This window comes from Gordonia otitidis (assembly GCF_020735545.1).
In the GTDB taxonomy this organism is placed as follows: Bacteria; Actinomycetota; Actinomycetes; order Mycobacteriales; family Mycobacteriaceae; genus Gordonia; species Gordonia otitidis.
Genome location: NZ_CP085974.1, coordinates 4,016,006 through 4,041,912, shown reverse-complemented (window position 1 = coordinate 4,041,912; position 25,907 = coordinate 4,016,006). Strand labels below are relative to the sequence as shown.

At 66.6% G+C, this 25,907-nt stretch carries 23 protein-coding genes; 4 read left to right on the top strand and 19 right to left on the bottom strand.

The window, feature by feature from the left end:
* Positions 1-204 precede the first annotated feature (204 nt).
* The 3 genes from LK459_RS18515 (at position 205) to LK459_RS18505 (ending at position 3,649) form a co-directional block, all read left to right on the top strand.
* A complete protein-coding gene (locus tag LK459_RS18515) occupies positions 205-861 on the top strand; it encodes an alpha/beta hydrolase family protein (protein WP_227919973.1) in 657 nt (218 codons plus the stop codon).
* Positions 858-1,274: a type II toxin-antitoxin system PemK/MazF family toxin gene (locus LK459_RS18510; protein ID WP_039994050.1), complete on the top strand. Its 417-nt coding sequence runs from the start codon at positions 858-860 to the stop codon at positions 1,272-1,274. Before LK459_RS18515 ends, LK459_RS18510 begins: the two co-directional genes overlap by 4 nt.
* A gap of 320 nt (positions 1,275-1,594) precedes the next feature.
* The gene (locus tag LK459_RS18505; protein ID WP_227919971.1) at positions 1,595-3,649 is read left to right on the top strand and encodes a DUF222 domain-containing protein; all 2,055 of its coding nucleotides are present in this window, start codon (positions 1,595-1,597) and stop codon (positions 3,647-3,649) included.
* A gap of 22 nt (positions 3,650-3,671) precedes the next feature.
* Here the strand turns inward: LK459_RS18505 and LK459_RS18500 are convergent, their stop codons facing one another.
* The 4 genes from LK459_RS18500 to LK459_RS18485 form a co-directional block, all read right to left on the bottom strand.
* Positions 3,672-4,520: a transglutaminase family protein gene (locus LK459_RS18500; protein WP_007239001.1), complete on the bottom strand. Its 849-nt coding sequence runs from the start codon at positions 4,518-4,520 to the stop codon at positions 3,672-3,674.
* Positions 4,517-5,497, bottom strand: a complete 981-nt coding sequence (locus tag LK459_RS18495) for an alpha-E domain-containing protein (protein WP_217997291.1) — start codon at positions 5,495-5,497, stop codon at positions 4,517-4,519. Before LK459_RS18495 ends, LK459_RS18500 begins: the two co-directional genes overlap by 4 nt.
* Positions 5,497-7,323 (bottom strand): circularly permuted type 2 ATP-grasp protein, encoded by a 1,827-nt coding sequence (locus LK459_RS18490; protein WP_227919970.1) that lies wholly within the window; start codon positions 7,321-7,323, stop codon positions 5,497-5,499. The genes LK459_RS18495 and LK459_RS18490 overlap by 1 nt, the downstream gene beginning before the upstream one ends.
* A 119-nt stretch (positions 7,324-7,442) precedes the next feature.
* A complete protein-coding gene (locus LK459_RS18485) occupies positions 7,443-8,576 on the bottom strand; it encodes a sulfotransferase family protein (RefSeq protein WP_227919969.1) in 1,134 nt (377 codons plus the stop codon).
* A gap of 239 nt (positions 8,577-8,815) precedes the next feature.
* Between LK459_RS18485 and rpsT the strand changes: the two genes are divergently transcribed.
* Positions 8,816-9,076 (top strand): 30S ribosomal protein S20, encoded by a 261-nt coding sequence (gene rpsT / locus LK459_RS18480; RefSeq protein WP_005180469.1) that lies wholly within the window; start codon positions 8,816-8,818, stop codon positions 9,074-9,076.
* Positions 9,077-9,247: 171 nt separating this feature from the next.
* Here the strand turns inward: rpsT and holA are convergent, their stop codons facing one another.
* The 15 genes from holA to LK459_RS18405 all read right to left on the bottom strand — a co-directional run bounded on the left by holA (position 9,248) and on the right by LK459_RS18405 (position 25,787).
* Positions 9,248-10,222 carry a DNA polymerase III subunit delta gene (holA, locus tag LK459_RS18475; protein WP_227919968.1) on the bottom strand — a complete coding sequence of 325 codons (975 nt, stop codon included), beginning with the start codon at positions 10,220-10,222 and terminating at the stop codon, positions 9,248-9,250.
* Positions 10,223-10,263: 41 nt separating this feature from the next.
* A complete protein-coding gene (locus tag LK459_RS18470; RefSeq protein ID WP_227919967.1) occupies positions 10,264-10,662 on the bottom strand; it encodes a DUF3761 domain-containing protein in 399 nt (132 codons plus the stop codon).
* A 51-nt stretch (positions 10,663-10,713) separates the two neighbouring features.
* The gene (locus LK459_RS18465; RefSeq protein WP_227919966.1) at positions 10,714-12,213 is read right to left on the bottom strand and encodes a ComEC/Rec2 family competence protein; all 1,500 of its coding nucleotides are present in this window, start codon (positions 12,211-12,213) and stop codon (positions 10,714-10,716) included.
* Between the two features lie 7 nt (positions 12,214-12,220).
* The gene (locus tag LK459_RS18460) at positions 12,221-13,357 is read right to left on the bottom strand and encodes a ComEA family DNA-binding protein (protein ID WP_322590793.1); all 1,137 of its coding nucleotides are present in this window, start codon (positions 13,355-13,357) and stop codon (positions 12,221-12,223) included.
* A gap of 167 nt (positions 13,358-13,524) precedes the next feature.
* Positions 13,525-14,388 carry a DegV family protein gene (locus LK459_RS18455; RefSeq protein WP_227919964.1) on the bottom strand — a complete coding sequence of 288 codons (864 nt, stop codon included), beginning with the start codon at positions 14,386-14,388 and terminating at the stop codon, positions 13,525-13,527.
* Between the two features lie 10 nt (positions 14,389-14,398).
* The gene (octT, locus tag LK459_RS18450) at positions 14,399-15,187 is read right to left on the bottom strand and encodes a diglucosylglycerate octanoyltransferase (RefSeq protein ID WP_227923847.1); all 789 of its coding nucleotides are present in this window, start codon (positions 15,185-15,187) and stop codon (positions 14,399-14,401) included.
* A gap of 11 nt (positions 15,188-15,198) precedes the next feature.
* Positions 15,199-15,912 (bottom strand): histidine phosphatase family protein, encoded by a 714-nt coding sequence (locus LK459_RS18445; RefSeq protein ID WP_227919962.1) that lies wholly within the window; start codon positions 15,910-15,912, stop codon positions 15,199-15,201.
* Positions 15,909-16,271 carry a ribosome silencing factor gene (rsfS, locus tag LK459_RS18440; protein WP_227919960.1) on the bottom strand — a complete coding sequence of 121 codons (363 nt, stop codon included), beginning with the start codon at positions 16,269-16,271 and terminating at the stop codon, positions 15,909-15,911. Before rsfS ends, LK459_RS18445 begins: the two co-directional genes overlap by 4 nt.
* Entirely contained in the window at positions 16,268-17,065 is a 798-nt protein-coding gene (gene nadD, locus LK459_RS18435) for a nicotinate-nucleotide adenylyltransferase (RefSeq protein ID WP_227919959.1), read from the bottom strand. Before nadD ends, rsfS begins: the two co-directional genes overlap by 4 nt.
* Positions 17,066-17,088: 23 nt before the next feature.
* Positions 17,089-18,531 carry a vWA domain-containing protein gene (locus LK459_RS18430; protein WP_227919958.1) on the bottom strand — a complete coding sequence of 481 codons (1,443 nt, stop codon included), beginning with the start codon at positions 18,529-18,531 and terminating at the stop codon, positions 17,089-17,091.
* On the bottom strand, positions 18,531-19,466 hold the full coding sequence (locus LK459_RS18425) for an AAA family ATPase (protein ID WP_227919957.1): 936 nt from the start codon (positions 19,464-19,466) through the stop codon (positions 18,531-18,533). The genes LK459_RS18430 and LK459_RS18425 overlap by 1 nt, the downstream gene beginning before the upstream one ends.
* A complete protein-coding gene (locus LK459_RS18420; protein ID WP_227919956.1) occupies positions 19,463-20,746 on the bottom strand; it encodes a glutamate-5-semialdehyde dehydrogenase in 1,284 nt (427 codons plus the stop codon). Before LK459_RS18420 ends, LK459_RS18425 begins: the two co-directional genes overlap by 4 nt.
* A 166-nt stretch (positions 20,747-20,912) precedes the next feature.
* A complete protein-coding gene (locus LK459_RS18415; protein ID WP_227919955.1) occupies positions 20,913-21,671 on the bottom strand; it encodes an HNH endonuclease family protein in 759 nt (252 codons plus the stop codon).
* A 172-nt stretch (positions 21,672-21,843) separates the two neighbouring features.
* Positions 21,844-24,126, bottom strand: a complete 2,283-nt coding sequence (recG, locus tag LK459_RS18410; protein WP_227919954.1) for an ATP-dependent DNA helicase RecG — start codon at positions 24,124-24,126, stop codon at positions 21,844-21,846.
* Positions 24,126-25,787, bottom strand: coding sequence for a DAK2 domain-containing protein (locus tag LK459_RS18405; RefSeq protein WP_227919953.1), 1,662 nt, complete (start codon positions 25,785-25,787; stop codon positions 24,126-24,128). The genes recG and LK459_RS18405 overlap by 1 nt, the downstream gene beginning before the upstream one ends.
* Between the last annotated feature and the right edge of the window lie 120 nt (positions 25,788-25,907).

Sequence of the window (25,907 nt, the reverse complement as noted above, 5' to 3'; positions counted from 1 at the left end):
TCGCCGTCGACGGGTCGCGGCCGGGTTGTCGGCGCTCGTCTGACGGCGGCTCTGTCGGCGTCGAGGACCTCGTGAAGCGAGCCAACCGACTCCGCTCGAGCTCGGAGAGAGTCCGCGTGCGCCCCCGCCGCCAGATGGGCGGTGGCGGCGACGATCCACACCACTCGTAACGCGCCGACGGCTGCGACTTATAGCGTGAGAGCCGTGAGCCCAGAGACCTTCACCGCCGACGGCGTCGTTGCAGATATCTACCGTCCGGATGTGCGCCCACGCGCCGTGTTGGTGTTAGCGCACGGCGCGGGCGGAAACCGACAGACCGCGATCATGCGGGCCTACGGCACGGAGTTCAGCGCCCGTGGGGTCTTCGTCGCGTGCATCGACCTGCCGTATCGGCAGCGCAGACCGAAGGGACCGCCGAGCCCGTCGGGTGCTGCCGGCGATCGGGACGGGATACGCGCGGCGGCGTCGTTGTTCGGTTCTGAATCCGACGGCCCGCTCGTTCTCTGCGGACATTCCTACGGGGGTAGGCAGGCATCGATGGTCGTCGCTGAGGATGGCGGCGCAGTCGACGTGGCGGGACTGTTGCTCTCGTCCTATCCACTGCACCCGCCTGGTAAACCTGAACGCGCGCGCACCGATCACCTCGGCGACATCACCGTCCCGACGGTCATCGTCCACGGGTCCACCGATCCGTTCGCGACGACTGCGGAGATCACCGATGCCATCGCGCTCATCCCCGCGCCCACACGACTGGTCGAGATCGAGAAGACGGGACACGACCTCAAACCAGACAAGAAGCCGACTGCGCAGCTCGCCGCCGACGCCGTCGATGATCTGATCCTCAGAGGGTCGCAACAATGACCGGCCGGTCACGGATGCGTCCGACCCACGAGGTCGCCCGCGAGATCGTCTACTCCCCCGACCTCGACGGCGCGGCCGATCCCGGCGAGATCGTCTGGACCTGGGTGCGCTACGAGGACGACCCGAGCAAGGGCAAGGACCGCCCTGTGCTGGTCGTCGGACGGGACCGCGGCGCAGAGCACACGCATCTGTTGGGGTTGATGCTCTCGAGCCAGGACTACCACCGCGACGACCCGAACTGGATGGAACTCGGAACCGGTGTCTGGGACGAGGAGCACCGGACCAGCTACGTCCGACTCGACCGGGTGCTGATCGTCCTCGAGAACGGCATCCGCAGGGAGGGTGCGATCCTCGACGAGGAGCGCTTCAACGCCGTCGCCGATCGCCTCCGACGCGAGTACGGCTGGCGATGAGTCGCCGATCCAGCTGATCGCCGACACGCCTTGGGACGACCGCGCGTCAGCCTATGTCCCTCCTCGACGTGACCGACTTCGGCGCAGAGTCGATCATGGCAACGCCCATCGGGCAATTTCGAGGAGACGTCACTGCCAGCGATCGGCACACCCTCGAGGCAATGGAGCGGCAGTATCGTAACCGATAACTCGGCCTTCGGCGATTGCTCGGCGATCGAAGTCGACAACTGAACGGCCGGAATTCTTCGGAGATTTCTTGTCGGTAGTGGGTCGTACTATGGGTACAAACGTTCGATCCGGCGAGGGCAAGGGGGTGTGGGATGTCGATCGAGTCAGTGGGCCCAGGAGCCGATTCGGCTGCGGGAGGTGATGATTCGGAAGGATTCGATCCGACGCCCGACGCTGTTCAGTCGGACTGGGCAACGGGCGTGCCGCTTGGATTGCTCGGTGGTGTCGATCCCGCCGCTCCAGATGGTTCGGACACGGTTGCCGTCCTAGAGGGTTTGACCCGATTGCGGTGCGGTGAGGCGTTTTTGGCGTGGGCGCGGTATCAGTCGATCGGGGTGCTCTACGACCGGCTGGTCGTCGAGCGTGCCGAGACGGATGGCCTGATCGTCGACGGCTTCTCGGATGCGGCAGCACGCATCTCAGGGATCTTCGCGGTGTCACGTCCGCAAGCGGAACGCCTGCTCGACGAGGCGATCGTGCTGCGGGATGATCTGCCGCAGGTGTTCGGCTGTCTGCGGGAGGGGATCATCGCGCTCGAGCAAGCACAACTGGTCATCTCACGTACCGATCTGGTGCGTGGGCCGGGCACCCCGCCCGAGGTGGTGGCCGCTGTCGACGAACAGATCGCGACCACGCTACGTACCCGGCGGGGGTCGTGGAAACGTCCACGCCTGCGGGACATGGTAGATCGGATCGTGTTCCGCCAGGATCCGGATGCGGTGCGTGAACGCCGTGAACGTGCCCTGGACAAGCGGGGCGTGTTCACCGACAACTGTGGTGACGGGGTCGGTGAGCTCACCGCCGTGATGTCGGCAGAGAACGTGCGGGTAGCGGTCGCGGCGGTACGACGCTTGGCCGACGCGGTGTGCGGCGGTGATGGTCGGACTCGTCAGCAACGCGCCTCGGATGCGATGTTCGCGCTGCTCTCAGGTTCACGGTTCGAATGCGGTTGCGGCAGTGACGACTGCACCGCCCAGATCCCCGAACCGGGCACCGTCCCGCCGGCCGATCCGCGGTTCGTCATCCACGTCGTGTGCAACGACGCCGCCCTCACCCCACCCGAAACCGCCGACGGCACCAAGAGTTCCGCCGACAGCACCGCCGCTTCCGCTCACGGCACCGGGAATCGCGTCGAGGGAACCGCTGATCTCGCCGACGGCACCGCTAAGCACGCCGACGGCATCGCCGCTTCCGCTGACGGCATCGGGAATCGCGTCGAGGGCACCGCTGATTTCGCCGACGGCACCGCAGAAACCGGTGGCAGAGCGGCGGATGCCGTTGACGGCGAGACGGATTCGTCGTCTGGTGGCGTCGCTCATGGCAGCAACGACGACGGCGCGTCCGACGGTGACGCGTCCGACGAGGACGCGCCCGGCGATGCCGCCGGTGGCCGACGGCCCGGGTTGCGTTATGCGCGCAAAGACGGTCACCAGACCGCCCAGACGTCCGAGGCAGTGCCGGTCGGATTCATGGACGGCTACGGCATCATCTCCGCCGAACACGTCCGTGACATCGCCGCCCGCCCGGACGCGGTGACCCACCGCGTGGTCCCGACAAACACCCCCGAAAACGCCGACGGCACCTACACACTGCCCGCACACGGCACCGACCCGTACCGCCCGTCGACTGCCTTGGATGAGGCGGTGCGCTGTCGCGACGGCTACTGCGCCGACCCCGGCTGCGCCCATTCGGCATGGACCGCCGACAACGACCACGTCACCGAATACGACCACCACAACCCCGAGGCCGGTGGGCACACCAGCTACGAGAATCTCAACACCAAATGCCGATACGGGCACATCCAGAAAACATTCGGCAACTGGATCGATGACCAATACCGCGACCCCGCCACCGGCAGGCTGGTTACCGAATACATCACCCCGGAAGGATTCGTCATCCCCGGCGACGCCGAAACCTTCGAAGACACCTTTCCCGGACTACGCCGACTCCGCTTCACCCCACCAGCCACCGGCGACCCACCACCGCGTCGAATCAAGCCACCCGAGGCCAACCCGCGCCATCGGACACGCGCGGCCAATAAACACGCCCGCCGCCGCGCCGAACGACACCGCAACCGCCAACGCCGCCTCACCCACGACAACGACCAGCCCCTCGTCGTCGATACAGGCGGACCACCACCGTTCTAGTGACGGCACAGCCTCGTGCGGCTCAAGCCAGTCGGGTGATCTCCACGACGACGTCGAGGTCGGTGGCCTTGCCTCCGGTGTAGATGCCCTTGAGTGGCGAGACGTCGGAGTAGTCGCGGCCTACGCCGACCGAGACGTGCTGCTCGGTGATGGGCATGTCGTTCGTCGGGTCGTAACCCCACCATCCCCCGGTCCACACCTCGATCCACGCATGGCTTTGTCCCTCGACGGTCTTGTCAATCTTCGCGTCGGGCTTGGGATGCAGATACCCGGAAACATATCGCGCTGGCACGCCGAGACTGCGGAGCATGGAGAGACTGACGTGCGCGTAGTCCTGACAGACACCCTTCCGCTCGTTCCACGCATCCACCGCGGTGCTGTGCACGCCGGTCGTGCCGGGTACGTACTCCATCTCCTCGTGCACGAACTTGCAGATGGCCTCCACCGCGTCCTCGGGGTCCAAGCCCTTGGCTATTCGACGCGCCGTCGAACCGAGTCGCCCATTCTTGGGTACATACGGGGTGAACGAGAGCATTTCGTCGTACCGGTCGGCGACGTAATCGCTCTGCAGTTCTTCCCAGGTCGCCGCCTTCTCCGGAGACGGACGCTCCCCCGGCTCGGTCTCGACCACCGACATCCCCGACACCTCGAGTTCCTCGTGCGGGGCATGGAGGTCGAACGCGGTGACGGCGGTGCCCCAGTAGTCGGTGTACCGGTAGGAACGCGTTGCGGGCACCGTCTCGACGCGGTTGACGATCACGTTCTGCCGCGTGTCACTTCGCGGAGTCAGACGAGCCTCGTTGAACGACGAGGTGACCGGACTCTGGTAGGCGAACCCCGTCGAATGCACGACTCTCAGACGCCAGCTCACAGTTCACTCTCCTCGATGACGTGGTCCTCACCATCGCTGACGCGAGCATCGGCCCACGAAACATACGGCGACACATGGAAATACTGGGCGGTGACAGCCTCGTTGACCGCGCGACAGGTGTCTTGCAGGTCGAGTAGCCGCTCCTGCAGCCCTTCGAGCAGCCGGCCCGGTTCGAGGAATTCCAGCGAACTGCGCGCCCGACCCAGCAGCAACAGCGCCTCGGCCTGCTCACCTACGCGACTGGGGCGCTTCTCGATCTCGGCGAGATTTTGCTCGGCGACACGCAGTGCGTGGAAGACCGATCGCGGAAACAGCCTGTCCAGCAACATGAACTGCACGATGTTCTCGGCGTCGAGAAGACCACGATAAGTCCGCAGGTAGGTGTCGTGTGCACCCGCAGAGACCAGGACGTTGACCCACGCCGGCGAATTGACGGTGTCGTTGGCCCGTGACAGGAGCATGCGAATGGTCATGTCCACACGCTCGACAGACCGGCCGAGAAGAAGGTAGCGGTACCCGTCGTCGTGGCTCATCGTCGCGTCGGCTAGTCCTGCGAACATCGCCGCACGGTTCTTCACGTACGAGAGGAACTCATGGGGCCCGAGTCGACGGCCCCGACGTTCCGCCTCGGCGAGCCCGTTGTAGGTGGTGTTCAGACACTCCCACATCTCACTCGACGTGACTTCTCGTGCGCCACGGGCATTTTCGCGCGCCGCTCGGATGAGGTCGACGACCGATCCTGCCGACCCCTTCGCATAGGCGACGTGCTCGGTCAATGCCCACACGTCGAGTGGATCGTCGGTGTCGGGGACCTCGAGCCCGAGGACCTGGATGACCATGCGCACGGCGCCGTCGACGTCAGCGGACGTGTCTTCGAGTAGCTGGTGGATCGCCACGTCGAGCAAACGCGCCATGTCGTCGGCACGTTCGACATAGCGGCCGATCCAGTAGAGGGATTCGGCGTTGCGGGCCAACATCATCGGTGATCACCGCCCGTATTCTGAGTCGTGGACGTGCCCTGACTCTGCGTCATCCCCGGCATGCTCTGGGACTGCGCCATCGAGCCGAGGCCCTGCTGTTGCTGTTGCGTCTGTTCGAAGACGGGATCGGGCGCGCTCTCCGCGGGCCGTGCTGCCTTGGCCGCACTGGAAGTGACGACCTTGCCACCACCGAGTTCACGCTCGCTCTGCGTCGCGCGGCTCGCGAGGACCCAGGTGTCCTTCGAACCGCCACCCTGACTCGAGTTCACCACCAGAGAGCCCTCGGGAAGGGCGACGCGGGTCAGTCCGCCCGGTAGCACCCAGACTTTCTCACCGTCATTGACTGCGAACGGACGCAGATCGACGTGACGAGGCCGCAGCGAGTCTCCCACCTTCGTGGGCACCGTCGACAACTGCACGACAGGCTGCGCGATCCATCCGCGCGGATCGTTGCGGACCTTGCGCGCCAATGTGTCCAACTCGGCCTTGGTGGCGTCGGGTCCGAAGACGATTCCGTAACCGCCCGATCCCTCAACGGGTTTCACGACGAGTTCGTCGATCCGGTCGAGCACTTCCTCGCACTCCTCCGGAAGCCAGCAGCGCAGCGTGTCGACGTTGCCGATGATCGGCTTCTCGCCGAGGTAGTAGTTGATGATCTCCGGCACATAGGTGTAGATCAGCTTGTCGTCACCCACACCATTGCCCACTGCACTCGAGATGACGACGTTGCCTGCGCGCGCGGCGTTGAGCAGACCCGCCACCCCGAGCATCGAATCGGGGCGGAATTGCATGGGGTCGAGGAAGTCGTCATCGATGCGTCGGTAGATCACGTCGACGCGCTGCTCACCCTCGGTGGTGCGCATGTACACGACGTTGTCGCGGCAGAACAGGTCTCGACCCTCGACCAGCTCGACGCCCATCAGGCGCGCGAGCAGCGAGTGCTCGAAGTACGCCGAGTTCGCCACACCGGGCGTGAGCACGACGATGTTGGGATCTGCCTCGTTGAACGCGGCCGATGCCCGCAGGGCGCGCAGCAGGTGGCTCGGATAGTCGGCGACGGGGCGCACTTTGTGGGTGGAGAACAGGTCGGGGAACACCCGCGCCATGGTGCGGCGATTCTCCATCACATACGACACCCCCGACGGCGACCGCAGGTTGTCCTCGAGAACCCGGAAATCGCCGTTGGCGTCGCGGATCAGGTCGATACCTGCGACGTGGATGCGAACACCGTTGGGGGGACGGATGTTTGCGGCCTGTCGGTGGAAGTGCTCGCACGAGTGGACCAGCCGCTTGGGGAGGACGCCGTCTCGTAGGATCTCCTGCTCGCCGTAGACATCGTCGAGGAAGAGTTCGAGGGCCTGCACGCGCTGGGTGATCCCCGCCTCGAGTTTGTTCCACTCCGCTGCCGAGATAACCCTCGGCACAACGTCCAACGGGAACGGACGCTCCATTCCCGAGAGCGAGAACGTGATGCCCTGGTCGATGAACGCCCGACCAAGCGCGTCGACCCGGGCCTCGAGGTCGGCGCGATCGGACTCGGCCATGACCTTGAAGATGCCCCGATAAGCAGGACGCACCTCGCCGTCGGCGTCGAACATCTCGTCAAAGGCCTTGCCGTACGGCCCTTTCGAATAGCCCTTGAAGATGCCTGTCTCTGTCGGAGGTGTCTCGCGCGCGACCTTGACCTTGCCGCCCTTGGCGGCCTGCCCCGGCTCGGCGCCCTTGCCACTGGCCGACTTGGCTCCGTTGGCGGATTTCGACGACGAGGGCACGGACTTGCGCGCCGCCTTCTTGGCGGGCGCTCCGGTTGACGCGGGACTCATAGACACACATGGTGCCTCACATCGCGCCGCTCGGCATGACGTCTGCGCAGGCGCGTCGCACATCTCTCATCGACGTCGGTGCAATTGGCTTACCACGAACGGGCGAGACGACTACCCCGCTAGCCGAGGCGCCGACGCACCGAGACCACGCGGCGACCGACGCGGCGCACGACGTTCGCTGCGCGCGTCTGCATACGGGCTCCCGTCTCGGGATAGGGCATCGTCTTCGCGACACCCGCAACCGCGTCTAGCGAGGCATCGAGAATCTCGTCCACGGTGGGAGGCCGGGAGTCGTCGCCGGACGTCCTGGCCACCACGAGATCGCCGAGATCGCCGGTCACCGGGTACCCGGCGACCCGCACGGCGTCGACCATGGCCTCGGCTTCTTCGGCGACCCAGCCACGCTGTTCTGTCGAGAGCCCGAGCGGAGTGCCCCCCTTCTGCGCGAACAGCACCTTCGCGATGATGTGTCCCTTCACGACGCGCTCGTATCTTTCCCATTCGATGTCGTCGGGTTGCAGGCGCGAGTTCAGACGGCGCAGGAACTCTGCCTGTGCCGCCGACAGCGAGGTGTTGTTGGTCGGGACGTCGATGGTCATCGGCGCCGGATCGACGTCGAGCACGGACAAGAAGCGCTCCCACAACGACGACCCGGCCGTCCCCGGGCTGGCCACGGTGACCAGATGCGCCCTTTCGGGTCCGACGAACTCCGCCCACCGGCCGAGGATGCCGACGTAGTCCTGGAACTCCCAGAACGGTTCCTCTTCCATATCGCCGCCCCACGACCCCGTTCGACGCGGCGCGTGCCGACGTACCGACGCCACGAAGTCATCGAACGACGCGAGGCGCTGGTTCTTGACGTTCTCCTGCCACACCGACGGCAGTTGGCGGGCGAGGTCGCGCACGGTCACGATCACGTGGACCTCGTCTGCGAACGACAGATCGTTCACCAGTGACTCGATCTGGTCGTCGCGCGTTGTCGCGAACAACTCGTGCGACACCAGCGACTTCCCCGGCCATGCCCGCATCTGCGAGACCATCGTCGGCCAGCTGTGGGCAAACGCCGGATCGACCCAGTCGAGATATCTGTCGGGCTGCAGATGTGTGGCGGCGTGGAAGTGATCGACCATCTCGTTTCCCGGGTAGAGCAGACCCGAGTGGCGAAAGGCGAGGTCGCGGTTCCACCACAGCCGATCCTGGAGATGGGTGGTCCCCGTCTTGGGTAGTCCGACATGAACGTAAACAACTGACATGATGTGTCGAGCCTAGATCCGGACATCACGAACATGTGTAGCCCGGCGCACCGTCACACCGATTCACAGGAGATCGATACCCGCACGGTTGCCAGCCACCGGACGCCACGGATTTGGGACCCCCGTTTCCGGCTGGTAAAGTAGACCGCTGTCGCAGAGTCGACGGTCGGTACAAGGCTGCCACCCGTTTGACCTGCTCAGGAACACAACCAGCAACAACAACTGATAGGTACACACGCGTGGCAAACATCAAGTCCCAGGTCAAGCGGAACCGCACCAACGAGATCCGCCGGCAGCGCAACCAGTCGGTGAAGTCCTCGCTGCGCACCGCGATCCGTAGCTTCCGTGAGGCTGTCGACGCCGGCGACAAGGACAAGGCAGCCGAGCTCGGACAGTCGGCCAGCCGCAAGCTCGACAAGGCAGCCAGCAAGGGCGTCATCCACGCCAACCAGGCTGCCAACAAGAAGTCGGCCATCGCTGTGGCCGTCAACAAGCTCTGAGGTAGCCCTTCCGGCACGTGCCGGAGCTCGACGAGTCCGAGCGCGCACCCGCAGCGTGGTCCAACCTGCAACACGTGATGGGTCGCAGCGCCGACCGTCTCCTCGTTCTAGCCAACTCACCCCGGCGACTTCCACGCGGTCGCCGGGGTGAGTTGCGTTGCTCAGCGAGGGTCAGCGTCGACGCGAGGTGGGGCGCAGAGAGGCAACAGCATCGACTGCGTGCAGCAGCGCATAGTCGGCGTCGGCAGCCTGCCCCTTGACGTCTCCGTTGAGCCCGGCCACCACGACGACGGCCTGCGCTATCGACGACGAATCCCAGGCACGCGCCTGCGATTGCACCTTCTTCACGCGCGATGGGGGCACACCCAGCTCCGACGCTGCAGCGTACTGATCCATCGACCCGATCCCCCGTACGCGAGCGATGGCGTGCACAGCCTCGGCGAGAGCATCGGCCAGAAGAACTCGCGGCACCCCGTGATGCACCGCCCAGGCCAGTGACTCCAGCGCTCCGGCGCGATCGCCCGTGACCGCCTTGTCGGCGACCTCGAAGCCGGTGACCTCGGGGCGGCCCTGGTAGTAGAGCCGGACCGCATCACGATCGATCTTCCCGCCGGTGTCGGCAACGAGCTGACTACACGCGGCAGCGAGCTCCCTGAGTTCGGCACCGACGCCCTCGACGACCTGCTCGACGACGTCGGCACTCACCTTGGCACCCAGGTCGCGAAACTCTTTGCGGACGAAGTCCATCCGCTCCGACGGCCACCGCGGCGCCGCACAATCGTGTTCGACGGCACCGGCCTTGCGCAGTTCGGCGACCATCGACTTCGCGCGACCGCCCCCGGTGTGGATCACCATCAGCGTGATGCCCTCGGGCAGTTCGCGTGCCGCCTGGGTGATCAGCGCAGCCGGCTCCTTGCCCGCCTCGGCCGCTGACTCGACGACGACGACGCGGTCCTCGGCGAACAACGACGGACTCAGCAACTCGGCCAATTCGTGCTCGCTGACATCACCCGCCCGCACTCGCGTCACCGGGATATCGGCACCGACATGCTCTGACAGTTCGTTGGTCACGCCCGAGATCACGCGTCCGGTGAGGAAATCGTCGTCTCCGAGGAGAAGATGCAGGCGGTCGGTCACGCCATTCATCGTGCCAGACGGCCCTGACACGCAGACTTCCGGCGCGCGGCTCAGCTGGCGAAGAGGAGTGCAGGTAGCACCGAGCTACCGATCACTGCGCTCCCTACTGCACCCGCACCCAGCGCCGCGCTCCCGAGTTCCGCACTGCCGCCGGATTCACCAGAACTCTCGTCGATCCCGCCATGACTCGAACACGCACCCTGACGATGCGCAGCATGACTGAAACTGCCGTCCTTGCAACGAATCCCAGTTGCCGAACCATCCGGGCGGGGCGTGCACACACCATCCGAGTTCTCGTAGTAGCGCGACCCACACACGCTGTGACGTGCGACGGTGTCGGCAGCCGCCTGCGGGGAACCCATATACGCTTGACCGGTCAGGACGCCGACACCGATGGCACCGGCGAAACCCGTCGCGACGATGGCACGACGCACAATTCTGTTCTGCACCCGAACAGTGTCGCGCATGCAGGTCCGAATTCTGCGGAAGACATCCGCCGTTCAATCGACCGGACGACAACCAGAACCCGCGCGGTTGACAGCACCGACGATCCGCCTACCGCAAGCGATCCCCACGCCGACGCACGTGCACAGCAGCACCAGTGCCATTCCCGCGACCCCATCCGGGACATCCACTGCGGCCCAACTCAATCCACCCAACCACCTGGCGACGGCCAGCATCCACCACAATTCCGGCGCGGTCGCACGCAGCAACAACTGAGCACACACCGATCCGACCTCACCCGCCATCCCGATCAGAGCCGCCAACGTCCCCATCACACTGATCACGCCGACGACCGGGGCCACGACGACGTTCGCCAGCACGGACACCACGTTGAACGTTCCGCTGATCAACGCGATCACCGGTGCCGTCACTATCTGCGCAGCAATCGCGATGGCGAGGACCTCGGCCAGAACCGGCGGTACTCTCCAGTCGCGCAGTCTGTCTCGAATGGCAGGCGCCACAAGCACCAATCCTGCGGTAGCGACAACCGACAACGCGAAACCCGGTGAGCTTGCGAGTTCCGGCCACCAGAGCAGACCTGCGAGCACTGCCACTCCTAGCGCCGGCAACGCATGAGCCCGCCGCGTCGACAACAACGCCAGCAACCCGACACCACCCATCATCGCCGCCCGCACCACACTCGGCGACGGCCTGACCAGGATCACGAACCCGACTATCACGACCATCCCGCACACGGCCGCGACTTTCGGCGACGCTCCCGCCAACCGGATGGCGACGATCGCCGCTCCACAGATCAACGCGAAGTTGGCACCGGACACGGCCGTCAGGTGGCTCAGACCTGCTGCCTTGAACTCGTCGCGCACCGTCTCCGAGAGCGCACTCTCGTCGCCGATCACCAGGCCGGGCAGCAAACCGGCGGACTCGCCGCCCAGCGCAGCGGCAGAGTTCTGCTGCAACCTCGACCGCACGGCACCCGCACCCCGTTGCAGCGGCGGAGGCCGCCCCACCAGCGTCGGTGATCCCGATGCCGTCAGCCGCGCGACGGTCAGATCGCCGCCGCGCGGCGCACGAACACTCATCAACGCACGCACACGTTGTCCCGGCAGCAACCCCGACCACGCCGACGAGCGAGCGACGACATCGGCGACAGCACTCCGGACCCGCCGCTCCCCGATCGCCGAGACCGAGACTCGCATCGTCACCTGCCCCCGCTGCGCGGGCCCGAAGTTGCGAGGGTCGTCGCGGATCGTCATGGTGATCGTCGCCTTACCCGACATCCCTACCAGCGGATGCGCGTCGCGTGTCTCAAGCCGCATCCACAGAGCGAGGGCACATGTCGCCGCCATGCCTGCACCGATGACGACGATTCCGATCGTCTGCCAGTCGAGCACCCGTCGGCGACAGCCGAATACTGCCGTGGCCAAGACGGTTCCGGAGAAGCACACGATCGTCGGCATCGACCACGACGGTCCGAGCAGACCGAGAAGCGTGACCGACCACACCACTAGAGCAGGCGTGACAAGCCGGAAATCCACTGTAGCGTCAGCCCACGGTCACGAGATCGCGCAGCTTTGCCAGCCGAGCTGGTCCGATGCCGTCGACCTCGCCGAGTTGATCGACCGACGTGAACTTCCCGTGCTGCGCACGCCAATCGATGATGGCCTTGGCGGTGACCGGTCCTACGCCCGGCAGCGTGTCGAGTTGCTCTGCGGTCGCGGTGTTCAGGTCCACCTTCCCACCCGAAGGCCCGGAGCCGGCGGAACCAGTTGTCCCAGAGCCGGACTCGGATGCACTGCCGGTGTCGGGTGCGGCTGCCGACGCGCCTCCGCCGGTTCCAGCGGCCACCACTGCACTACGCAGCGACAACTGGCCGTTCTTGCCTGCGTAACCGACCAGCACCTGGTCGCCGTCGTTGAGCACCTGGGCGAGATTCAGCGATGTCGTGTCGGCCCCGGCACGCGCACCACCCGCGCGTGCCAGCGCGTCGGCCACCCGCGAACGGGGCGCGAGGTGCACGAGCCCCGGCTTGTTCACCAGACCGACGACACTGACCACCATCGTCGTCGGCGAGACCGAGGGCGCGCCGGGCGCAGTACCCGGTTGCGCCGCGCCCTCGGGCCGGTCCGCACTCCCGGGTGATGCACCAGACGACGGACCTGCAGATGCCGGAAATGCCACCGTCGGCACGACGTCGTCGCTGCGAAAGAGACCGAAACCAGCTGCCGCACAGGCGATCACACCAACGAGTATCAGAGCGATCGCACCCGCGGGAGCGACGGCGAATCGGCGTCGCGGTCGTGACGCGTCGTCCTCGTCGTCCTCGTCGTCCTCGTCGACACCGTCCCCATGCGCGGCGAAGGGATATCTCTGGTGGCGGTCATCGCCGGGTGCGAGCCATCCTGGTGTCGCGTCGACGCCCCACCCGACTGACGCGGGGTCGTCGACAACGGTGTCGACCATGTCCGGCGGAGCAACCGCGGGGGTGGCGTCGAGCTCAGCCGACCCCGCGCGATCACGAGCGCTCGGGACTCGCCCCTCGTCGACCTGCACGGTTGCGGGTGCCGTCACCGACAACCGGTCGAGCGCGGACCGTCCGCGGTCGGGACCGCGACCCGATCCCCGCCCGCCACCACCCCGCGCCGCCGACGCGCGCGCCATCCGGATTGGTTTGTCGCTCATACTGTCTGACGGTAGGTCGCCGCAGACCCGTTCCTGCGTGCAGCCGAGTGCGCTGAGAGAGTCTGTGGAACGGGGCCCGATTGTGGACAGCACGTGAGCGTGCATTCGTTAGGACGGGTCGTGCGGAGCTTCGAGGGAAGCGACAGATGGCCAGAGGCGGCAGCACGTCAGCTGACCGACGGCCCCCTGGTGATGGGGTGGAGTTGGGTACCGATCACCACGCCGACAGCGCCGGGACCGACGTGACAGCCGAGCACCGGACCCAGATCCACCGTGATACTCGACGTCACACTGCGCAGACTTTCACGTAGTCGAACGACGAGATCGGCTGCGGCAGCGGGAGCTTGGCAGTGCTGCACACCGAGCGTCACCGGACGGCCATCGGCGTAGTCGACGGCCGCCTCGGACATCTTGTCGAGCGCCTTGGAGAAGGTGCGTGTCCGTTCGCGCAGGGTCAGCGTGCCGTCGACTACGTGAAGGATCGGCTTGATCGACAGTGCCGACCCGAGCATCTTGCTCGCTGCGCTGATGCGTCCACTGTTGCGGAGGTTGTCCAGATTCTGCACACACAGCAACGACTCGACGGTCGCAGCCTGACGAATGGCGGTTTCGTAGGCGCGATCGCGATCGGCACCGTCTTGGGCTGCCTGTGCCGCGGCGATCGCGACGAATCCCACGGCGAGTCCGACCGAGCGTGAATCGACCACGCGGACCTGGCCCGAATAGTCTTCCGCGGCGAGCCGTCCCGCGCTCCACGTGCCCGACAGCTTTCGAGACATGTGGACCGCGACGACGCCATCGCCCTTGCTGAGTTCGATGGCTTCGCCGTAGGCCTGCACGAGGTCGTGCGGTGCAGCACCCGCCGTGGTCACGCCGGGCGTCGACACGATGTCGGCGGGGACGTTCTCGTCGTCCTCGAGGTAGTCGTTGCCGTCGAGGGTCAGGTGCAGCGGAACCTGGATGATGCCATAGCTGTCGGCAACGGCTGCGGGCAACCGTGCGGAGGAATCTGTGACGACGACGACAGGCACGAGTCCTACGTTAGCGGGTTCTCCGCGCGTCCCGGACAGCCGGATCGTCGAGGGCCCTCAGAACCGGCTGCGCCACGACGTCGGCGACGGCTCGATGGCATCCGAACCCCCAGTGGATGCCATCGGGGTTCATCTCGACAGCCGGATTGTCGTAGGCGTCGCGGGTCGGCGGATAGAAGTCGGCGTACGCGAGCGCGTTGCGCTCGCACCACGCGCGCATCGCCGCTGTCGTGGGGACCCGTCCGGTGTGCACGTAGCCGTAGTAGGGGCTCCGATGGGTGGACGGCAGACAGACGACGATCGGCAGGTCAGGGCGCAACTGCGTCAGCGCGTCAAGGATCTTGTCGAGATACTCGACGGTCACGGCCGGAGGCAGCGCAACGGGCCAACCGATCATCGACGCACGCGGCTGCACCCACTGGTAGGCGGACCGGACGAGCTGCCGTAGACGTCCCGGTCGCACGTATCTGATCTGCTCACGCAGGGCGGTCGGCAGCGGCGACGGCAGCGAGTCCATCCCGCCGAACGCCAGAATCACCGCACGTGCGTGCGGCACAGCCGCCCAGATGTTGGGATCCTGGGTCATCGCCCACCACACGTCTCGGCTCGTCCAGCCGATCCGTCCGAACAACCGCACGGACAGACCGCACTGCGCTCCGACGATGTTCGGCCAGATACGTGCGTCGTCGGCGGGCAGCCCGCCCTGCGGCCCGAAGTACGCCAGCGAATCGGACAGGACGAGCAGACATCCGTCCACCCCGTCCGCCCCAGCCCCGTCGGCGAGAGCCTCGTCGGTCACAGCCTCGTCGGTCACTGCACCCCCGCGTCGGCCACCTCGGCCGACGCGTTCCACACGTCCAGCCGCCACCGCGGCTTCTCATCGGGAAGTCCGTGCCCGGACAGTTGCACCCAACTCGTGTTGGCGAGACCTCCGAACACCGGCCAATTGGCGACGGGGAGGTCGAGGAGTGCTGCGGTCATCGCCGCGATCACTCCACCGTGGGCGACGAGGACGACGGGGGCCTCCGGTGTCTCACCGCTCCCCCAGCCGTCGACGCTCGTCAGCAGTTCGTCGACGACAGGCAGAGCCCGGGCTGCGACGTCGACGCGACTCTCGCCGCCGGGCGGACGCCAGGTGGCGTCGTCGCGCCACAGGGCGCGCGCTCCGGGCATGACGTCGTCGACCTCGTGATGGGTCATGCCCTGCCACTCGCCGAGGTGGGTCTCCCGCAGCCGGGGATCTGTCTCGACCGGAAGGCCCGTGAGCACCGCGAGAGCTTCTGCAGTGTCTCGGGCACGCTGTAGATCCGACGACCTGATGAGCATCGGCTCGCGTTGCGCGAGTGCGGCAGCAGCCGACTTCGCTTGCCGCACACCGAGGTCGGAGAGCTCGGTGTCGAGCTGCCCCTGCATCCGACTGGCCGCGTTGAACTCGGTCTGCCCGTGCCGCAGCAGAATCAGTCTGCGCACCACCGGGGTCAGACGTTCGACTGAGGTGTCGTGGTCGTCCGGGCCTCCGCTCACGCGCGGCTCTCCAGGTCGACCACCGGGCAGTCCTGCCACAGCCGGTCGAGCGCGTAGTAGGCCCGCTCGTCCGCATGTTGGACGTGGACCACGATGTCGACGTAGTCGAGCAGCGCCCAGCGCCCTTCGCGTGTGCCTTCACGGCGAACCGGCTTGTAGCCCGCTTCACGCATCTTGTCCTCGATCTCGTCGGTGACGGCGTTGACCTGTCGCTCGTTGTCGGCCGACGCGATCACGAACAGGTCGGTGATGACGAGTTGCTCGGACACGTCGATCACCGTGACATCGGTGGCGACCTTGTCCTGCGCGGCAGCGACTGCCACCTTCGCCATGGCCAGCGACTCGGGTGCTGCTGTCACATCTGTCCTTTCGAGCGTTGCGCGTGGGCGCCACGTGGTGGGGTGTCAGGTGTACTCGCGCTGCGCGAGTCCACGTCGTGCGATTCGGGCAGTTCCTCATCGCTCTTGAGTGGTGCGGAGACTCCGGGCGAATTCACCCGCGGCCGACGGTAGAGCCGACGCTTGGCGATGTACTGGACGACTCCGTCGGGCACGAGATACCAGACCGGTCTTCCCGTGGCGGCGCGAGCCCGACAGTCCGTCGAGGAGATCGCCAAGGCGGGAATCTCCATCAGGTGCAGCGTATCCGGTGGCAGATTTCTCAGGTGCGTGGAGAGATGGCTGGCGTTCAACTCGTAACCCGGCCGGCTCACGCCGACGAAGTTGGCCAGTTCGAACAGTTCTTCCCAGTCCTGCCACGACAGGATGGACTCCAGGGCATCGGCGCCGGTGATGAAGTAGAGGTGGGCGTCGGGAAGGGTTGCGCGAAGATCGCGCAGTGTGTCGACGGTGTAAGTGAAGCCCGCTCGGTCGATGTCGACGCGGCTCACGCTGAACTGCGGATTCGACGCCGTCGCGATCACCGTCATCAGGTAACGGTCCTCGGGCGGACTGACCTGCTTGGTCCGGTCGGGAACTGCGCCGGAATCCGCGGGCAGCTTCTGCCATGGACGCCCTGTCGGGACGAAGATGACCTCGTCGAGCGAGAAGCGATCGGCGACCTCACTGGCGGCGACGAGGTGCCCGTTGTGGATGGGGTCGAACGTTCCGCCCATCACGCCGATCCGGCGCGCACGCGGACGGTCATGTGCCATGAGGCGTCAGTTTACGCGAGCGGTCACACGGGCAGCAGATCGGCGATCACCGCTGACAGTTGGGTGGCGTTACGGCACTCGAACATGTCGATGATCTCGGCGTAGTCGTCGGCCGCCGAATCGCCGGTCCCCCACTCGCCGTGAGCCTCGGGATTGAGCCAGTAGGCGTGGCGGGCGCGGTCGACGAGTTCGCGCAGAGAATCCTCAGCGGCGTCGTGGTAATTGTTCCGCGCATCGCCGAGAATCAGCAGCGCTCCCCGGTGCGTCAAGGTGTCGCCGTACGAATCGACGAACCCGCGGAGCATGTGTCCGTAGTCGGAGTGCCCGTCACGCGTGATCAGCCGCGCCTGAGTCAGCATGCGATGCATCGCCGCGCCGATATCGGTACCGCCGAACCCCTCGTCGTCGTCGAAGTATTCGGTCACGTCGTCGACCGTGTCGACGAAGGCGAACACCCGAACCTTCGCGAACTGCTGCCGCAGGGCGTACACGAGCTGCAGCGTGAACTGGGAGAAGCCGGACACAGACCCCGATACGTCGCAGATGATCACCAGTTCGGGCCGGCCGGGGCGGGGCTTGCGGGTCTTGAGTTCGATGGGCACACCGCCCGTCGACATCGATGCGCGAAGCGTCGCCCGCACATCGACAGCCCCCCGATGAGCGCGGCGTCGTCGAATCTCGAGGCGTGAGGCCAGCAACCGTGCCAGCGGTGCGACGGTACGGCGGATCTCGGTGAGGTCCTTCTTGCCCGCCGAGAGGAAATTGATGTTCTCCGGCAACGTCGGAACCGCGTAGTCGCTGACCTTGTCGCGTCCGTTGCGATCGGCCATTCTCCGCTGGGTCTCCACCTCGATCGCTGTGCGCAGACGGTTGGCCCGCTCGCGAGCGGCTCGACGATACGTCGGATCGTCGCCGACGCTGAGGTCGTCTCCCGACCCACCAGCCATGGCGGCCGCGATCCTCGCGATCAACGTCTGCGGATCGATGCTCGACAGCGCTTGATACGCGGAGTACGCCTCTCCGCGACTGGATTGGTAGCGGCCCATCTCGTCGACCACCTGGGCCACCGCCCGCGACAATCGACCGTCGGCGTCCGCGGATTCGTCGGCGAGCAGATCGGCGAGCATCTCACGCACTGCTGCCACATCGACCTCGCCGGACTCTGTTCGCGGCAGTTCCTCGTCTGCCGTGCGCGCACCGATCGCGACCGGGAACCAGAGGTCGAAGAGGCGATCGAACGCGGGGCGGTGCATGTGGTCGTCGACGAGCGTCGCCGCGAGCCCTTCACGCAGACTGCTGCGATCGAGTAGATCCAGGACCTCCATGGCACGCGCCGCGTCGATCAGTGCCGACGGGCCGACAGCTATCCCCCGTCGCCGCAGCGCGTCGACGAAGTCGGTCAGATGCGCGACAAGTGGCACTGATGGCGTCGTGGCGGCATCGTTGCCCCGATCGGCCCGTGACATCAGCCCAGCTTGAGTTCTTTGACGGCCAGTTTCAGGTCGGGGCGGTGTTTGAGGACCACACCGAGGGTGCGTGCGATGAGGCCCTCGTCGAGGCGCCCACCCTGTCCTCGCTCCTCCCCCGCGCCCAGCGCGAGCAGGGTGTTGGCCCAGTCGATGGTCTCGGCGACCGACGGCTTCTTGCGGATATCGAGGGTGCGCAGCACACCGACGATGCGCACGAGCTCGGACGCGAGCGCATCCGGTAGGTTCGGCACCCGCGACGCCAGGATCTCTTTCTCCCGTGCGGCGTCGGGGAAGTCGATATAGAGGTAGAGACAGCGTCGTTTGAGCGCCTCGGACAACTCCCGCGTCGCATTCGACGTCAGGATCACGATCGGCCGACGTGAGGCCACTACGGTCCCCATCTCGGGGATGGTGACCGCGAAGTCGCTGAGTACCTCCAACAGCAGTCCTTCGACGTCGACATCTGCCTTGTCGACCTCATCGATCAGCAGAACCGTGGGGTCGTCGCGCGAGATGGCCGTCAACAGGGGGCGAGGCAGCAGGAACTCCTCGGAGAAGATGTCTGTCTTCGCCTCGGCCCAGTCCCGGGTGCCGGTGGCCTGGATGTGCAGGATCTGCTTCGCGTGGTTCCACTCGTAGAGCGCGCGCGCCTCGTCGATGCCCTCGTAGCACTGTAGGCGGACGAGCTCGGCATCGGTGGCTGCCGCGATGGCACGCGCGAGTTCGGTCTTGCCCACTCCCGCAGGGCCTTCCACGAGCAGCGGTTTGCCGAGACGGTCGGCGAGGAACGTCGACGTCGCGGTCGCGTCGTCGGCGAGGTACCCCGTGGCGCGCAGCGCGGTCACGACGTCGGGCACCGAGGCAAACGACGGGACGATGGGGGCGGCTTCGGCGGCCGAGGGGCTCTGCGGCGAGTGCGAACTGCTCATCATGCGGGCCGGATCTGCCCGTCGCCCCACACGATCCACTTGGTGGAGGTGAGTTCGGGCAGGCCCATCGGTCCGCGCGCGTGCAGTTTCTGGGTGGAGATACCGATCTCCGCGCCGAATCCGAACTGCTCGCCGTCGGTGAACGCGGTCGACGCGTTGACCATGACGGCCGCGGCGTCGACCCGGTTGGTGAACTCCTCCGCGGCAGCGAGGTCGGTGGTGACGATGGCCTCGGTGTGCCCGGTTCCGTAGGTGTCGATGTGTGCGACCGCTGCGTCGAGGCCGTCGACGACCTTCATCGCGATGTCCATCGACAGATATTCGTCGGACCAGTCGGCCTCGGTGGCCGCTTCCATCTCTGGCTCGTCACCGTGGATCACCACTCCCTGCGACTGCAGGGCCTGACTGATCTTGGGGAGTGCCTCGGCGGCAATGGCCTTGTCGACGAGGACGGTTTCGGCCGCGTTGCACACGCTCGGCCGCCGCGTCTTGGCGTTGAGGATGATGCGGGTCGCGACGTCGACATCGGCGAGGGCGTGCACGTAGACATGGCAGTTGCCGGTTCCGGTCTCGATCGTCGGGACCGTCGCGTTGGCGACGACCGCGCTGATCAGCCCGGCACCGCCGCGCGGGATGACGACATCGACCAAGCCACGCGCCGTGATCAGAGCCGTGACACTCGACCGATCCTCGCTGGGCAACAACGACACCACATCGGCGGGCAATCCCGCGCCGGCGACCACATCACGCAGAATCCGGACGAGCTCGGCGTTCGACGACGCCGCCGACGACGATCCGCGCAGCAACACCGCGTTTCCCGACTTGAATGCGATACCGAAGGCGTCGACCGTCACGTTCGGCCGTGCCTCGTAGACGATGCCGACTACGCCGAGCGGCACGCGCACCTGCCGCAGCCGCAGACCGTTGGGCAGCGTCTTGCCCGCGATGACCTCACCGATCGGATCCGGCAGTGTCGCAACCTGACGCAGCCCGTCGGCGATGCCCGCGACACGCTCCGCAGTCAGCCGGAGCCGGTCGATTAGGCTCACCTCGGTGCCCGCGGCCTCCGCGCGTGCCACGTCGTCGGCGTTGGCCGAGAGGATCGACTCGGTGTGTGCGTCGACAGCGTCCGCAGCGGCCAGCAGTGCTGCGTTCTTGGCTGCGGTGTTGAGCCCTGCCAGCGTCCGCGACGCCGTGCGCGCAGCTCGGGCCTGCGCGTCCACGATCTGCGCGACGTCGACTCCGGTCGCGGCCTCGGTTCCGGCCACTGTGGGTGCACTCATGAATTCCTCTGTTTCGCGTACTCGGCAGACGATCGCATCGTGAGCCGAGGCGGGACCACTCGGACGACGACAGCCGGGTCGGCCGACGTCGCAGCTGCGGACATCCTCTCCAGACTACGTCGCGGCGTCACGCCCACCCAAGCCGCCTGTCGAGCAGTTCCGATGGTCAGCACCGGCTCAGAACGCGTGCGAGTACCTCGCGCGAGGCGGCGTCGAGCATCAGTCCGTATGCGCGTGTGACGACAACGAACTCGATCGCGTACTGGCAGTGGAAGCCTTTGTTGGGCGGTAACCATCGGCCGGGTTCGCTGTCGCTCTTGTCCTGATTCGACGCCGCGTCGACAGCGACGAGATTGGCCGGATCGTTGGCGAGATCGGCGCGACGCGCGGCCGACCATCCGAACGCACCCATGTCCCAGGCGAAAGCGAGCGGCACGATGTGGTCGATCTGCACCGCGGTTGCGTTGCGGTCACGCCGGAAGACCACCGTTTCGCCGGTGTACGGGCTGCGCAATTCGCCGGCGAGCACCCCACGCGGGCACGAGGTGACCGGTCCGACACGAACGTCGCCGAGATCACGCGCGAGGACGTCGTTTCTGGTGTCGCAACCATTTCCGCCCCCGACGACACCGGTGTCGTCCGTCCACGGCGGCCCGAACGCCGACCGTTCGTAGTCATCTCTCCCGGACCGTGCTGCGACGATCGTCACCGAGGCGAGTGCGTGCAATGCCTGCTGGGCACCCGGATGCCACTGCCCCACGCGGGTGCGCGGTAGGTCCCGGTACACACCGGCGGCCACGACGACGGCGGTCAGTACGCACCCCGCGGTGATGGCCCACCGACGCGCCGGCCACTGCGCGTCTCGCCGGGCGTGCCGATAGCGCATTCGCAGTCGGTACAGCGGCACAGCGATGGCAGGATTCACGCCATCTTCGACGCTGCGGGGCCGTCGGCGGTTCCCCTATCTGACGGGTCGTCGCAGACGCGGCTCGATCTGGTGGACGCGGTCGGTACACCAGCCGCGTTTGCGGGTTCGAGCAGCGTTTGCGGGTGCGGGCGGCGTTTGGCGGGTTCGGAGGTGCGCAGCCGAGCCCGGGTCAGGACTTGTCGAGGTAGCGGACCTTGTTCGGCACGAGGATCGAGTCGACGAGGTCGGCGAGTGGGCGGTGATCGGCCAGTGGGAGGTCGGATGCCACAACGGACTCGGCGAGTTCGCGGGCATCGGCGATCACGTCGACGTCGTCGAGAAGCGAGAGATGACGCAGTGACGACACCCCTCCCGACTGCAGCGAGCCGAGCAGATCGCCCTCGCGGCGCTGCACCAGGTCGACGCGCGCGAGTTCGAAACCGTCCGTCGACGCCTCGACCGCTCGCAGGCGCTCCATCGCCTGCGAGACCGGCTTCGCCGACGTCATCAGCAGACACAGACCGGGATGGCCGCCACGGCCGACACGACCGCGGAGCTGGTGGAGCTGACTCACACCGAATCGCTCGGCGTCGACGATGATCATCATCGAGGCGTTCGGCACGTCCACGCCGACCTCGATCACGGTCGTCGACACGATGGCGTCGATCTCGCCGCGCCCGAACGCATCCATCACCTCGTTCTTCTCGTCCGCCGGAAGCCTGCCGTGCAGGATCGCGATGCGGTAATCGCCGAGCGGCCCGGCAAGCAGTTCGTCGTAGAGGTCGAGCACCGACGTCGTCTGCTGTTGTGCGGTCGCCTCGTCGTCGGCGTCGCCCTTCCGGGACGCGCTCTTGGCCCCGACCGGCTCGACGTCGCCGATGCGTGAGCAGACGATGTAGACCTGACGACCCGCCTCGATCTCTTCCGCGGCGCGACCCCACGCACGCTCGATCCACTGCGGCTTCCCGGTCGGCACGACGGTTGTGGTGATCGGCTGACGTCCCCTGGGCAGCTCGGCGAGAACAGAGGTGTCGAGATCGCCGAAGGCCGTCATGGCCACCGTCCGCGGTATGGGCGTGGCAGTCATCACCAGAAAGTGCGGCATGAGGTGGTCACGACCACGCCCGCGCAACACATCCCGTTGCTCCACTCCGAATCTGTGCTGTTCGTCGACGACGACCATGCCCAGGTCGAAGAACTCCACCTTCTCCTCGAGCAGTGCGTGCGTGCCGACCACGATGCCCGCCTGACCGGTCACGACGTCGAGGAGCGTTTGCCGTTTTCCCTTGGTCTTCATCGAGCCGGTCAGCAACACCACGCTCGTCGCATGGTCGGCGGCACCGAGTTCGCCCGCCATGCCCAGATCGCCGAGCATCGACGTGATGGTGCGGAGGTGCTGCGCGGCGAGAACTTCCGTCGGGGCGAGGATCGCGCACTGATGCCCGTTGTCGACGACGCGCAGCATCGCCAGCAGCGACACGAGTGTCTTACCCGAGCCGACCTCACCCTGCAGCAGTCTGCTCATCGGGGTGGCCCGCCCGAGATCGTCTGCGATCTCCGAGAGCACGAGTTGTTGGCCATCGGTGAGTGTGAACGGAAGCCGTTGGCGCAGCCTGTCTTCCAGTCCGCCCTCCACATGCGGACATGCGGGTGCGGCCTCCGCCCGCCCGGCGAGGCGCCGTTGCGCGAGAACCGTCTGTATCGCCAGCGCCTCGTCGAACTTCAGGCGCCGGTCCGCGGCGGCGATCTCGTCGTCGGACTCCGGCAGGTGGATCGCGCGGATCGCGGTGTCGAGCGGCATCAGTCCACGCGCGACGCGTTCGTCCTCGGACAGCGGATCGACGAACGACTCCACGTCGTCGAGAACCTGTCGGACCGACGCCCAGATGTCCCACGTCTGGATCTCGCGGTTGGCGGGATAGAGCGGCACGATCGCTCTCTCGAACGCGGCCGCGAGGTCCGCAGAGTGCGCACCCGGGCTACGCTGCTCGCCGGTGATCTCCGCCTCGGCCTGGTACATCTCGGCGAGCATGGCCGATCCGACGACCCGATCGAGTGCGACGTCGCCGTCGGGCAGCACCATCCACTCGGGATGCGACAGCTGCGGCTGATTGCGGAAGAACTTGACGGTGCCGGCCACCATGAGGCGCGTTCCCGGTCTGAGCGCGTTCTTGATGAAGCGCGGGTTGAAGAAGCTGACCTCGTATGTACGACTGCCGTCGTCGACGGTGACCTTGAGGAACTGGCCGTTTCGCTTCTTCATGCGGATCAGGTCGGCGCGTGTGATGCGCCCGACGACGGTGATCCACTCACCGTCGTTGAGTGCCTGCTCCTCCGACGACTGCCCGTGCACGAGGTAGCGACGAGGCGCGTAGCGCAGGAGTTCGCCGACAGTCGAAAGCCCCAGCGAGGCAAGGCCCGTCGCCCTCGCGGGGCTCAACACGTCGGTCAGCGAGTCGGATGCGACGACCACTACTCGATACCCACCTGCATCAGATCGTCGTGTTGTCCGGTCTCGTAGACAGCGAGTTCGACGCCAGGATAGGCCCTCCGGATCTGTGCCTCCAGCGCGGTCAGCGCCGCTCGGTCGACCTCCGATCCCGCCAGTACCGTGACCATCTCACCGCCGGTCGCCAGCATCAGATCGACCAGCGACACCGCAGCCGCGGTCTGGTCCTGGGCGATCACAAGCACATCGGAACCGATGAGTCCCAGCACATCTCCGACATCGCATGTGCCGGCCAACGTGATCATCCGCTCGTCGGCCAGCAGCAGCGACCCCCAGCGCGCCCCCGCCGCCGCCTCCGCCATCGCGTAGGCATCGGCGTCGGCGGACTCCGCGGGATCGTGGACCGCCAAGGCTGCCAGGCACTGCGCCATCGACGACGTCGGCAGCGAGATCACCGATCGTTGCGCCGACCGGACCTCCGTGGCGACGCTGACGAGGTCCTGAGATGTCAACGAGCCGTTAGCCATGACCACGACGTGCGCCGAGTCGGTGGCGCGAATCGCCGCGGCGAGCGCCTCGGGCGTCACACCCTCGTCGGCACGCACCACCGCGGCACCGGCGTCGGAAAACAGTTCGGCCGCACCGTCGCCGCGCACGACGGCGACGACGGCGCGTCGGTGTCGAGGCGGCGGCTCCATCGAATCGGCTTGCGCACGAATAGCATCCAATGCGAAGCAGGAGATCCGGATGTCGGATATCTGGCCGAGCCCGATCGCGGCCTCGACCGCCGCTCCCGGCTCGCAGGTGTGGACGTGTACCGAGAAGCGCTCGCCCGAGGCGGAGCTGTCGCCGACGATCACGACGGCGTCGCCGAGTTCGTCGAGTCGGCTGCGCAGTGCCGCGATACTCTCACCCGCGGCACCGGTGAGCAGGTACATCACCTCGAAGTCCATGTCGCCGGGGCCGTCGCACGTCTCGTCGACGGGATGGCCGGGCTGACCCCCGCCGGTGAGGATTCCGCGGTAGCGCCGACGTCGCTGCGTGACCCCGGTCAGCACACCGACCATCGCGTCGAGGATCGCGAGGAACCCACGCCCGCCCGCATCGACCACTCCCGCCGACGCCAACTCGGGTAACTGTTCGGGTGTGCGTTCCAGACCGTCTGCCACGTCGTCGGCGATCGCCCGGGCCTGGTCGGCGGCACGCTCGTCGGCGTGACGGGCCGCCGACTCCGCGGCGATCGCGATCAGGGTGAGGACCGTGCCCTCTCGCGGGTCACTCACTGCCCGCGTGGCGGCCAGGGATCCCAGTCGCAGACCGGAGACGGCGAGTTGGGAGAACGTGAGCAGACCATCGGGCGCCGCGATCTCCACCGCGTCGGCGAGGCCGACCAGAATCTGCGACATGATGATCCCGGAGTTGCCGCGTGCGTTCGCCACGGCTCCCTCGGCCATCGCGCGCGTCACCGCAGCGGCGTCGGCGTCGGCGGGCAGTTCCCGCGCGGCGTCGGCGGCACACCGCATGGTGAACAGCATGTTGCTGCCGGTGTCGGAATCCGGGATGGGAAAAACATTGAGATCGTTGATCTCGCCGCGCAGTTCATCGAGGCGGACCACACATTCTTGGGCCCAGTCGCGAAGAACCTGCGGATTCATCACGCGGATGAGACCGCCGTCGGTCGACATGCGTCCTCCTTCCTCGCCGGGGGCTCACACGCTGCGCGCGCCCAGCGGCGTTCGCGGGACTGTCACGTCCCACGACACCCGTTGCCCAGGATGTGTGAGAGATTACTCGGAGCGCCCGAC